The organism is Rossellomorea pakistanensis (assembly GCF_016908495.1).
In the GTDB taxonomy this organism is placed as follows: Bacteria; Bacillota; Bacilli; order Bacillales; family Bacillaceae_B; genus Rossellomorea; species Rossellomorea pakistanensis.
The window spans coordinates 837,756-849,723 of the sequence record NZ_JAFBDZ010000001.1; the positions used below are offsets into that span (position 1 = coordinate 837,756).

Genomic DNA, 11,968 nt, shown 5'->3' on the forward strand with positions numbered 1-11,968 from the left:
TTTTTAGTCTAGAATATTTTCCAAACCATAAACGAGTGTGTCTAACTTCATAACCGTGTCCACGCACACTTTAACACCTGACATAAATGAAGCCCGATTGTATGAATCGTGTCTAACTGTTAGCGTTTGACCGTCTGCACCAAACATGACCTGTTGATGAGCAATTAAACCCGGCAGCCTGACACTGTGTATGTGCATACCATTATAGTCTGCTCCTCTAGCACCCTTCATTGTTTCTGTTTCACTCGGATGTCCTTGTTTTTTGATTCCTCGATTTTCAGAAATCATTTCAGCTGTTTTTACAGCTGTTCCTGACGGAGCGTCCAATTTTTGATCATGATGGAGTTCAATGATTTCCACATCATCAAAATACTTTGCCGCCATTTGGGAAAATTTCATCATTAATACAGCCCCAATCGCAAAATTAGGGGCAAGGATACACCCAATACCCTTTTCCTCCGCTAAGGTTTTTAGTTCATCAAGCTGTTCTTTAGTGAAACCAGTGGTTCCGACAACTGGTCTAACTCCCCATTCCAATGAAGTTCTCGTATGTTGATAGCCTACTTCAGGCGTGGTTAAATCTATTAAAACATCTGGGGATTGATTATTAAAGCATTCTTCCATGTCAGTATACACAGGCACTTCTACTCCAGAAAAACCAGCAATTTCACTTAATAATAATCCATTATTTTTATGATCAATGACACTAATAAGTTCAAAGTTGTCTGTATCTGTTACTAACTTTACAGCCTCTTTCCCCATTCTGCCTCGTGGTCCTGCAATCGTTACCTTAATTGTTTCCATTCTCTTCTACATCCTTTCTAGTCCAACGATTCTTATCTCTTGTAGAAAATTTATGCATTACACGATTATGAGCGTCTTCCAAACTAATATTTAAAGAATTAGCTAAACATGTAATCACAAACAGCATATCTCCTAGTTCTTCTTCAATCGTTTTTTCATCTTCTGTTGGCTTTTTTGGCTTTTCACCGTAATAATGATTTACTTCTCTTGCTAATTCACCTAATTCTTCTGTTAATCTTGCCATCATAGCTAACGGACTAAAGTAACCTTCCTTAAACTGGCCTATGTATTGATCAACTTCAGCTTGCATTTCAGATAACGTTTTCAATTCTTTCATCCTACACACCTCGCTATTTTCTTATTCAATGTTAGCTAAATGAATCCATTTTTACAAACAATTTAGACTACACTAATAAGATTCATTATCCATTTGTAAGAAGTAGCTAAATTCGCTGCTGGGACATAATTCCTATATTGCTACTTTCTTTCTATTCCTATATAATGACTCTGTCAACTTGTAGAAATGGAGGGCTTCTTTGTGATACTTGGATTAAAACTGAAAAATATCTTTTTTATACTACTAGGTTCCGCTATTTTCGCTTTTGGACTTGTACATTTTAATATGCAAAATCAGTTAGCTGAAGGTGGATTTACTGGAATTACCTTGCTCCTTTATTTCATTGCCGGTATTGATCCTTCTTATTCCAATTTAGCTTTAAATATCCCTATTTTTATAATAGGTTGGAGGCTCCTAGGTAGAAAAGCCTTCTTTTACACTCTTATTGGTACCATTAGCCTTTCCATTTATTTATGGATATTCCAACGCTATCAGATGCACATTCCCCTAAAAGAAGACTTATTCCTCGCTGCTCTATTTGCAGGTGTATTTATTGGAATCGGACTTGGTATCATCTTTCGATATGGAGGTACAACAGGCGGGGTTGATATTATTGCACGTCTAGCGCATAAATATATTGGTTGGAGTATGGGGAAGACTATGTTTATGTTTGATGCACTTGTTATTGCTGCTTCACTTCTTACTTATCTAGACTATAAACAAGCTATGTATACATTAGTAGCCGTATTTATTGGTGCAAGAGTGATTGATTTCATGCAAGAGGGGGCATATGCAGCACGAGGGGCAATGGTTATATCTGAGAAACATGAAGAAATTGCTGATAAGATCTTAGAGCAAATGGATAGAGGGGTTACAGTTCTCCGTGGACATGGTTCCTTTACAAAGCAAGATAGAGAAGTCTTATACTGTGTTGTGGGAAAAAACGAAATTGTAAGATTAAAGAATATCATAACATCTATTGACCCACATGCATTTGTATCTGTAACAGTTGTTCATGATGTACTCGGAGAAGGGTTTACATTGGATTCTGAAAAGAACCCAATTAATGATTAGTTTTAGCCATATAAAAAGAGACGGACTCAAGTGTCCATCTCTTTTTTCTTTATTAATCGTCCCCTTGCATTCCTACATAGATAAGAACAAGACGTAATAATTCAATTATCGCTACTGCTGCCGCTGCTACATACGTAAGAGCTGCAGCGTTTAATACTTTCTTCGCATGTCTTTCCTCTTCATTGCGTATTAAACCTAACGAAACAATCTGATCCATCGCCCTAAAAGATGCATTAAACTCAACAGGAAGAGTGATTAATTGGAACAGAACACCTGCTGCCATCAAAATAATACCAAGTAAGAACATTTGAGACAGTGATGTAAAAATTCCGATTAGAATAAAAACCCAAGAAAGATTAGAACCAATATTAGCTACCGGTACTAATGCGTGGCGAAAGCGAAGGAAACTGTAATCTTCTTGATCCTGAATAGCATGTCCTACCTCATGCGCCGCAACTGCTGCTCCAGCAACAGACGTTCCTCGATAATTATTAGGTGAGAGAGCGACTGTTTTCGTTAAAGGATTATAATGATCACTTAGAAACCCTCTACCTTCTACAACCTTGACATGTTGTAGCCCATTATCATCAAGAATCCTTCTTGCCATTTCACTACCTGTCATCCCTGATGTCGTGGCAACTCGAGAATACTTTTTAAAAGTCTTCTTCACATTGAGTTGTGCAATGATTGGAATCAAGGCTATAATAAGGAAGTAAATCAAAAATCCAGCCATTTTAAACCCCCATTATCTTTGTTGTTATTAAAAATTTTAGCTGTCCTACGGTAAAATGTCAATCTTTAAGCCTTTCCGTTTTATTTTCTTCTTCGCCTCTATATTTTTTCCATCCTACATAGGATAGTGTAAGGATGATAATACTTCCCGTTGAGATGATCACCCACCATAATGAAGGATCTGCTTCATCTTCTGTTACACCATCAAATAGTTTTTCTAATTCTGTTTCAAGCTGGGTTAATTCTTTCATTGCATCGGTGCTTTCCATCATATCCTGTCGATAGCGGTCAATAAATGTAATTCTTGCATCTAGCTGCTGAACTTTTTCAATAGGGATATCAAGTTTAATACTTGGCTGGATAATATTATATTTATTTAAAAATGCATTTAAATGATCATGGTAAGCTTCAGAGTTCTTATTATGTGCAGCCTCTTTTACTTGCTGAAAAGCGCCCATAATAGGATCCTCCATTTCTGTCCATAAGGGTTGATGCTTTGAAGAAAGGGCGTCCAACACTAAACGAAAGGTTGTGACTGAATTTACACGTTGTTCGTTAGAAATAGCGGAATTTGTAACAGATTGTAATGCGTCATCATGAGCTACCGTCAAAATTCTTAATTCATCCATAGAAAACATTTTTTCTTCTACAGTAACGTTTTCAAACTCCTCAGAAAAATAATTCAGAAGCATTTTCGCCTCTTCCAATCTCCCTACTTTAGTCATTTGAAGTGCCTCATCAGCGATAGAATCTAATTTAGACAACGGAGACTCTTGAGCAAATGTATATACCGGCAGGCAAAAGAATATTAGTAATAAGACAATGATTGATGTCCCTTTCATTTTCATACTTGTCCCCCCTAAAACTACTAATAAATTCTATGAGGGGGTGGACAAGAGTAGACCTATAAAATTATTTTCGTCTCAAACCTATACTGATAAATAGACCTATCGGATTGATGAAAACAAAGTTCGTCTTTTCACCTTAATTGTATAGACATAAGCAAGAAGAATCGAAAGGATACTTAGCCAAAATGTGAAATAACCAATTTCACTAATATAAAGACTCAGTTTAGAATAGATTGGGTACTGCATAAAGACATAATCAATAATATCATTATGTAAAGTCCAAATCGCCGCTATGACAATATGCCACCATTTAACCCTATAAAACGGGGCATATAGAACCCCTTGTATGGCCATTGCTAAATGAGAACCAATTAACATGTACCCCTCCCAAGGCAGGTATCCAGTCACGATAAGTGTAAGAATATTCATGACAACAGCCCATATTCCATATTTAAAAAGTGTAATAATAGCCAACACTTCAAAGATTGGCCAATTTTTCCCAAGTAAAAAGGCGAATAATACAAAGCAAAAAAATAAACTCGCGGTTGGACTATCAGGAACAAAAGGTAGAAAATAAATTTTCGTTATTTCTAGCTGAGGGATATACCAAATATACCCATAAATTGTACCTAATAAGTTTACGACAAGTAACAGCCATAAAAAGGACTTATTCGTTAAAAGTAGATACATGTAATTCATAGATTCACCTCTAATTAGTATAGAAGATGCATTCAATATTGCAATTTTAGAAAACAGCCTTTATGTAAAGCATTCAGCTTATAAAAATCCACATATAAGCCTTATTATAAGAAAAAAAGAGCCAACAAGATTGTTGGCTCTTTAGATGTCATTTATTCACTCTTTAAGTTTGCAATGAAATCTGCCAGCTTATCAAGCTCTTCATCAGAACCTTTAAATAAACCAGGAGGCATAGCAGGTGGTTTACCGTTCACGGCGATTTCTGCTATTTCTTCCTTACTTAATCCTGAATCGACTAGTGGCGGGGCAGCGCCTCCACCTTGGAGTGTATCACCATGACAGTTAATACATCCATTTTCTTGATAGAGTTTATAGCCTTCAGATGCCTTATCAATTTCAACTTCTGCAACAATTTTACCTTGTTGTTCAGCTGCTTCCCAATCGTGTGTTGCAACAGATTCCCAAGTTAAGAAAATTGTTGCTGCAAGAGCTAATAACATGAATCCAGTAGCAAATGGACGCTTCGTCGGGCGACGATGCGGTCCTCTGTCAATAAACGGAGCAAGTAACAATGCTCCAAATGCTAAACCAGGAATAATAAATGCACCTATAACATTATAAGGTCCAGATGCGTACGTATACTTCAGTAATTGATAAAGAAATAAGAAATACCAGTCAGGTAATGGAATATATCCCGTATCCGTTGGATCGGCAATACGTTCTAACGGCGATGGATGAGCAACCGTTAAACATAGATAACCGATTAAGAATACCGCTCCAACCAACCATTCTTTCAACAAGAAGTTTGGCCAAAAGGCTTCTGTTTTTCCAGGGTATTCCGAGTAGTCTTTCGGAATATTCGGTTTACGTTCTGCTGGTATTCTTGAATCACCAACGAACTTCATCCCTTTTCCTCGATGCATTGCGTCCCCCTCCTTTGTAGTAAAGGTCTAAAACTAACTAAACATATTAAACGACTAGATCCTAAAGTGGACCTGAAATTCCTTGTTTACGAATCATTATAAAGTGAGCTCCCATTAGCCCAAGAAGTGCTGCAGGTAAGAAGAATACATGAATCGCAAAGAAACGAGTCAGCGTTTGTGCACCAACAATGTCTGCATCTCCTGCTAATAGCATTTTCACTTGCTCACCAATGAATGGTGTTGCTCCAGCGATCTCTAAACCTACCTTTGTAGCGAATAGCGCTTTCATATCCCAAGGTAATAAATAACCTGTGAAACCTAAACCAAGCATAACGAAGAAGATTAAAACTCCAACTACCCAGTTTAACTCACGAGGTTTTTTGTATGCTCCTTGGAAGAATACACGCAATGTATGTAAGAACATCATTACAATAACCAAGCTTGCTCCCCAATGGTGCATACCGCGGACAATTTGCCCAAATGCGACTTCATTTTGCAAGTAATAGACAGATTCCCAAGCGTTTTTAATATCTGGAACATAGTACATTGTTAAGAACATCCCAGATAAGATTTGAATTACGGTTATGAAGAATGTAAGACCCCCAAAACAGTAAACGAACGCAGAGAAATGATGCGCTGGGTTTACGTGTTCAGGAACTTCATGGTCCGCAATGTCGCGCCACATAGGCGTAATGTCCAAACGCTCGTCAACCCAATCATAGATTTTGTTTAGCACTGATTACGCCCCCTTACTTAACGTATTTATTTGGTTCTGGTTGGCCCAAATAAAGAATTCCATCTTTTTCTTTTGTTGGATATGAATCCAACGGACCAAGCGGTGGTGTTCCAGGTACATTTTTACCATTTTTATGGTATAAACCACCATGGCATGGGCAGTAGAACATATTTTCATTGTTCTTATCTCCATTCCAGTTTACAGTACAACCTAAGTGCTTACATACAGGAGAAAGGGCAATTACTTCCCCTTCTTTGTTCTTGAACACCCAAGCCGTTTGTGTAACCGTTGATGTGTACCAGGCATCTTTTTGTTCGTATTCAAAGTCGACACGAACAGGTGTACTCGTTAATTCAGCTACTTTTTGTTTAGTTGCTCTAAATTTTCCGCTAGCTTCCGCTTTCAACATTGGATCTACTGCAAATCGAACCATCGGCATCAGCATTCCAGCAGCCATGAAACCGCCTACACCAGTAAGCGTATAGTTAAGGAATTGACGTCTTGATACACGTTGTTTGCTCATCCTTTTCCCCCCTCTATCGTAAGGTAAGTCCAACGGACATTTTTCGCACAAATATAAAACTAGGACATAACTATGATATATTAATCTTTATCCAAGGTCAATATATCAACAATTTAAAACATGGCAACTATGTGACGTTTTTTACCTTTACTATTACATTTGCCATTTTTGTACTATAACATTCAATAATTGTTTAACTTGGTCTTCCATTATAGAATGTTTGTACTGCTCATCTAAGTTTTCTAACGGAATTGACGGAATCCAAATAAGAGAATCCTCTATAGTATGCCCTTTATTCTTCCAATCACTGTCAGAAGTTAAGTAGAAAACATGTTTTGTTCCATTCTCCTTTATACTGTTTGTCCAATCTAATAGTCTTTCAGCATCATTACTACCATAAGTACCCTTCAAGTATGTAAATGATGGATACAATAGGATTCTTCCTTTAAACTGATGTTCTAAGTGACTCGTTAATAGGGTAATAAATTCCCCTTGTGCAGCTGCAGCCTTCATACCCTCATTAAAATCAATCGGCAGTAATGGTATAACTGCGGTGTCTATATATTGTTTCTCTTTTAAATACATTTCAATATCTTTTGCATTCCAATTCATAAGTTCATCCCTTTCATTCTATTTCAATGACTATCATACCATTTCAATCCAATACAAAAAAGAATAATAAGGGGATATTGTTTATGTCCAAAAACCAAAAAAAGGTATTCCATTACATGAAATAAAAATGCAGTCGGCTGGAATAAATCAAACCATGAAGGAAAGGCGGCCTTTCCATCATGACTTAGCTTAGACTTTTTAGGTTTTACCACTTGAGCTAGATTAGAGCCAAAATTATAGACATGTTTGCTTATAGTTTTTATACACACTAAAAAAGATTGACCCAAACTAGGGTCAATCTTTTTATCCTTTATTTTGTTTGCAACTCACTTAATTTTTTGGCCAATCGTTCAAACTCGTCTTTATCTTGGCGATCTAGTGAGTCATCAATAGCTTTCAAAAGTTTTTCTTTATGAAATGTTTCAATGCTATGTTCTAAAAGCTGTTCTGCAATAATGCGGTCTTTTTCATTTATTTGAAGATATTTTGGCATAAACGGGTTATCTTCTAAAACCGCAGCATATTGATAAGAAGCATTCGCTTTATTAAAGTTTAACTGAATATAAATATCCTCATCACGGTTTAAGCGAATATCATGAAATGATTTTTCTGCATCTGTTGTCATAATATTTTCTTTATAGAATCGGAACGGTACATCTTCAACACAGTGAGTCGACATCACTAAACCACGCGGGCAATACTGTGCCTCTTCAACGAAATGCACTTTCTTCATCAATTGATCATGACTCATTAAATAATTAAGTATCCAAACACATTCTCTTCTTTTTAATTGGTAACGGTTTAAAAACCATCGGATAAAATCTTTCTTCTCGTTGACAGATACAGGGGTAGCCATTTCTTTCCCTCCTCTGTATTTATTGGCGTTCATTTATTAGTTTGTTTACTCTTGAAGTCTCTCTAAAATTGATAATACTTCATCATTTGACGGTTGTTTATTCAGAAGCTGTTGATAAATCTTCATTGCCTCCTGATGACGTCCTTCCTCAACCAAGAAGTCTCCATATTCTTTAAGAAACTCTGGGTGTTCTTTAAAGAAAGTATATGCACGCTGGTACTGTTTTAATGCATCCTTATAATTTTCTACACCCTGATTTGCAACAGCCGAATCCCAATATAACTGGGGGTCCTCTTCTCCCTCATTTTCAATGATATTAACAATCTCGAGTATATCTTCAAAACGATCTTGTTTTTGGAATAGTTTATTTAAAGTAAGGGCAGCATCTAAATAACCTTGATCAATGGCTAAAGATTCTCTTAATAATTTCTCTGCTTCTTCCTCTTCCCCTAACTTTAAAGCAATCTTTCCTCCGAAGAAATACATTTCTTTATTATATTCATCATGCTTTATACCCTCTTTTATCGTTTGAAGACTGTTTTTCAAATCCTCTTCTCTCTCATACGCTTTAGCCAAAAGAAGGTAGACCGAATGATAATCTGGATCAAGTTCCTTCACTGCATTAAATTTTTCGATTGCCTTTTGATAAAATCCTGCTTGAAATGCAGTAAAAGCGTACCCGAAGAGGGTATTAATTTCTAAATGATCCTCCAAAGCCTCTTCGTATTGAATAAGTGCTTCTTCAAATGCCCCGCCAGCACTTAGAGATTCTGCAATTCGTTGGTTAATTTGAACCCCTGCCACTTCCTTCATATCTGCTTTTATTAGCTCTTGATAATGACGTAAGGCTTCTAAAAACCTTCCTGTTTCCGAATATAGCTCTCCTAATGCAAAATCGATGATAGGCTCATAAGGTAAAATTGATTTCGCTTTTATAAGCTTCTGTTCACTTACCTCGAAAAGCCCCTGCATCTGATATAGATCTGCTAACAAAAGCAATGCTCTCGGATATTCAGGATCTTTCTCATTTAGCCCTGATAATAATGACATTGCCTCTTCCTCGTTATTCATTTCTACAAGGGTTTCAGCAAGCAAGACTACTAATTCCCCTTCTCCAGGGAATTTTTTCAACAAGCCTTCAAACAATTCTTTGGCTTCTTCTAAAAAACCTAAATGATAGAGCTCTTCTGCCAAGTAAAATTTATCTTCATCTGTCCCTAGACTTTTAACTCTTTTATAATATTTCTCCGCTTCTTTTAAATTTCCCTCTTCCAAGGTTGAAATCATTTTCTCTACATAATTCATTACAAATCCCTTTCTTTGATGCATCATTTTTTTTGCTGTTTTCGCATACTTCAGTGTGTTTGATGTTAGAAGTGAATGATCGGACTAAGAACCAATTGGCGATTTTCCAATTGCTTTATTGATAAGACCTTCACCTTGTAAAAACAACACTCTTCATGAATAGAGTATTTTTATTTGAAGAATCCTGGTATATCAATCCTTAGTTCTTCTCCTTCACCAGGATAGAAAAACATTTGATCGTATAACTTTAACACTTTACCTTTATTAACGGACAGCATAATCCTATTCATATCATAATGAAATGTAGGTTCTTCATCAAGATTTTGATTTGATTCGATTTCATAAAGGTTATAACTAACTTCTCCACCGACTAAAAAATTCCCTCTTTTCGGGTAAATTCCAAGTTTTTTCAGAGTCATGAGGGATAGTGGGGTTTTTTGTGGAATTTCGTCGATTAAATGCGGAAGCTTCTCTTTTATGAACAACTTTTCCCAAAATTCGATCTTTTTCTTCCTCTTTTTCACGTCGACATTTGTCATTAATTTAGGTGCAAAAGTAATAGGATATCCAAATGATGCTTCTTTAATCCACCCCCATGGAATATTACTTAAATCCGCATCATGGTCCCAAATCAGAAAGATTACCGGGATTTTGTTCTTTTTACATTTACGGATTAAGTCAGGTGTTAGAAGATGTGCGGGACATTCTAATCCAATAACATAATCTATTGGACTATTGATTAGAGAGGTTCTCAGCTTTTTTAATTGAAGTTCAAATTGTGATAAGAAAGTTATAGAGAAGGTCGTTAAAAACGTAGTACAGCCTTTTGAAAGAAATGTTTCCTTGTAGTACTCCTTTTGCTCTATATGGTTTTGATATAATGGAAAATGAAGATCAGCCATTACGTGTACAGGTGACATAAGGAAAGGTGATACATTCATTCGAATATGGTTATAATATCGAAAGTCTTTCCTGAGAGATTGGATACGATTTTCTTTAATGAGGATTGAATTCTGTATGATTTCATTATCAACAATCCATTTAGCTTGATCAATAATATAGGACATAGTCATATCTCCCCCTGTATTCTTGTCTAAATTCATACTTATTAGACAAGCTATGATAAAAACAGTGGAGAAAGAACAGTAAACTAATAAAGACTTAAAAAAGGAAGAAACCCCATTGGATATCTTCCTTTTTTCTCACCTCTATTTTATTAAAGCAAGGAATTTACATCTGCAAAAAACTCTGGATAGGAGATTTTTACACACTCATGGTCTTTTAAGTAAACATCTCCATCTGCAATTAATGCAGCAATGGCCATTGTCATGCCAATGCGGTGATCATGCCATGATTTCACTTTTCCGCCATGTAGATTTGTCTTTCCATGAATAATCATCCCATCATCAGTTGCTTCGATTTCAGCCCCTAGCTCTCTTAATTCATTTACGATGGCATCTATTCGATTCGTTTCTTTTACCTTTAATTCTTCTGCATCTTTGATAACAGTTGTTCCATCAGCTTGTGTTGCAAGCAGTGCGATGACAGGTAGTTCATCAATCAATGTTGGAATCATGTTCCCGCTAATTTCAATCCCCTTCAATGAAGAAGATTGAATGGTAATGGTCCCCGTTTTCTCTGATTGATCATCATTCTGTTCTTGAACATGAATAGTTGCTCCCATTCTTTCTAAAACATCTATAATCCCAGTTCTTGTTGGGTTAAGCCCAACTAACGGAAGTTCTAGTTTACTATTAGGAACAATGGCTCCTGCTACTAAAAAGAAGGCGGCAGAAGAAATATCACCAGGTACCAACACATTAGTTCCTTTTAATTGTTGGCCACCAGGAATTTGAATTGTATTGTTTTGTGAATGCACTTCGCCTCCGAATTGTTCAATCATTAATTCTGTATGGTTTCTTGTAGGCGCAGGTTCAACTAAAACAGTCGTTCCTTTTGCTTGCAGAGCAGCCAACATTAATGATGATTTTACTTGGGCACTAGCAACAGGTAGTTTATATTCAATAGCTTCGATAGCTGTTCCTCTTATTGATATTGGTGTAAACTGACCATCTTCTCTTCCATCAATTATTGCCCCGAATTTCCTTAACGGCTCTGTTACACGTTTCATTGGTCGTTTTGCAATCGAATCATCTCCAATTATAACGCTATGAAAAGGAAGTCCGGCAAGTATTCCAAGCATAAGTCTAGTGGTGGTACCGGAATTACCGACATTTAAAATGTTCATTGGTTCCTTTAAGTGATCCCAGCCCTTTCCGTGAACATGAATCTTACCGTTCTTTTCTTCGATTTCGACGCCCATCTCTTTAAAACAATGGATTGTATTAAGGCAGTCTTCTCCCTTTAAAAAGTTATGTATAACCGTTTCCCCATTGGCTACGGAACCAAACATCACCGCTCTATGAGAAATCGATTTATCACCAGGAACCTTTAAGGACCCATTCAATCCTTGAACCTGCTGACTTAACTTCATTTCACTTTGCATATTACAAGCCTCC

The 11,968-nt window shown here is 36.6% G+C and carries 14 protein-coding genes; 1 reads left to right on the forward strand and 13 read right to left on the reverse strand.

The features are described 5' to 3' along the window. Positions 1-3: 3 nt before the first annotated feature. Together dapB and JOC86_RS04160 are read right to left on the reverse strand one after the other, a co-directional pair. The gene (gene dapB, locus JOC86_RS04155; RefSeq protein ID WP_205168497.1) at positions 4-804 is read right to left on the reverse strand and encodes a 4-hydroxy-tetrahydrodipicolinate reductase; all 801 of its coding nucleotides are present in this window, start codon (positions 802-804) and stop codon (positions 4-6) included. Next, on the reverse strand, positions 791-1,141 hold the full coding sequence (locus JOC86_RS04160) for a nucleotide pyrophosphohydrolase (protein WP_205168498.1): 351 nt from the start codon (positions 1,139-1,141) through the stop codon (positions 791-793). Before JOC86_RS04160 ends, dapB begins: the two co-directional genes overlap by 14 nt. Positions 1,142-1,342: 201 nt before the next feature. Between JOC86_RS04160 and JOC86_RS04165 the strand changes: the two genes are divergently transcribed. Further along, positions 1,343-2,215 (forward strand): YitT family protein, encoded by an 873-nt coding sequence (locus tag JOC86_RS04165; RefSeq protein ID WP_205168499.1) that lies wholly within the window; start codon positions 1,343-1,345, stop codon positions 2,213-2,215. Between the two features lie 52 nt (positions 2,216-2,267). On the opposite strand, the gene JOC86_RS04170 is transcribed toward JOC86_RS04165, so the two are convergent. The 11 genes from JOC86_RS04170 to aroA all read right to left on the reverse strand — a co-directional run bounded on the left by JOC86_RS04170 (position 2,268) and on the right by aroA (position 11,955). Continuing rightward, the gene (locus JOC86_RS04170) at positions 2,268-2,948 is read right to left on the reverse strand and encodes a zinc metallopeptidase (protein WP_205168500.1); all 681 of its coding nucleotides are present in this window, start codon (positions 2,946-2,948) and stop codon (positions 2,268-2,270) included. Between the two features lie 58 nt (positions 2,949-3,006). Then, positions 3,007-3,795 carry a sporulation protein YpjB gene (gene ypjB / locus JOC86_RS04175; RefSeq protein ID WP_239587373.1) on the reverse strand — a complete coding sequence of 263 codons (789 nt, stop codon included), beginning with the start codon at positions 3,793-3,795 and terminating at the stop codon, positions 3,007-3,009. 99 nt (positions 3,796-3,894) lie between these two features. Then, positions 3,895-4,494 (reverse strand): lipoprotein heptaprenylglyceryl N-acetyltransferase LhaT, encoded by a 600-nt coding sequence (gene lhaT / locus JOC86_RS04180; protein WP_205168501.1) that lies wholly within the window; start codon positions 4,492-4,494, stop codon positions 3,895-3,897. Positions 4,495-4,646: 152 nt separating this feature from the next. Beyond that, positions 4,647-5,417 (reverse strand): menaquinol-cytochrome c reductase cytochrome b/c subunit, encoded by a 771-nt coding sequence (locus tag JOC86_RS04185; protein ID WP_205168502.1) that lies wholly within the window; start codon positions 5,415-5,417, stop codon positions 4,647-4,649. A 61-nt stretch (positions 5,418-5,478) separates the two neighbouring features. Continuing rightward, complete coding sequence (gene qcrB, locus JOC86_RS04190) at positions 5,479-6,153, reverse strand: menaquinol-cytochrome c reductase cytochrome b subunit (RefSeq protein WP_205168503.1); 675 nt, start codon at positions 6,151-6,153, stop codon at positions 5,479-5,481. A 13-nt stretch (positions 6,154-6,166) separates the two neighbouring features. Next, the gene (locus tag JOC86_RS04195) at positions 6,167-6,676 is read right to left on the reverse strand and encodes a QcrA and Rieske domain-containing protein (RefSeq protein WP_205168504.1); all 510 of its coding nucleotides are present in this window, start codon (positions 6,674-6,676) and stop codon (positions 6,167-6,169) included. Between the two features lie 153 nt (positions 6,677-6,829). Next, a complete protein-coding gene (locus JOC86_RS04200) occupies positions 6,830-7,288 on the reverse strand; it encodes a YpiF family protein (protein ID WP_205168505.1) in 459 nt (152 codons plus the stop codon). Between the two features lie 310 nt (positions 7,289-7,598). Continuing rightward, positions 7,599-8,144 (reverse strand): ReoY family proteolytic degradation factor, encoded by a 546-nt coding sequence (locus JOC86_RS04205; RefSeq protein WP_205168506.1) that lies wholly within the window; start codon positions 8,142-8,144, stop codon positions 7,599-7,601. Positions 8,145-8,189: 45 nt separating this feature from the next. Beyond that, positions 8,190-9,476: a tetratricopeptide repeat protein gene (locus JOC86_RS04210; protein WP_338021707.1), complete on the reverse strand. Its 1,287-nt coding sequence runs from the start codon at positions 9,474-9,476 to the stop codon at positions 8,190-8,192. A 143-nt stretch (positions 9,477-9,619) separates the two neighbouring features. Further along, a complete protein-coding gene (locus tag JOC86_RS04215; protein WP_205168507.1) occupies positions 9,620-10,516 on the reverse strand; it encodes a hypothetical protein in 897 nt (298 codons plus the stop codon). A gap of 149 nt (positions 10,517-10,665) precedes the next feature. Then, positions 10,666-11,955, reverse strand: a complete 1,290-nt coding sequence (aroA, locus tag JOC86_RS04220) for a 3-phosphoshikimate 1-carboxyvinyltransferase (RefSeq protein WP_205168508.1) — start codon at positions 11,953-11,955, stop codon at positions 10,666-10,668. Between the last annotated feature and the right edge of the window lie 13 nt (positions 11,956-11,968).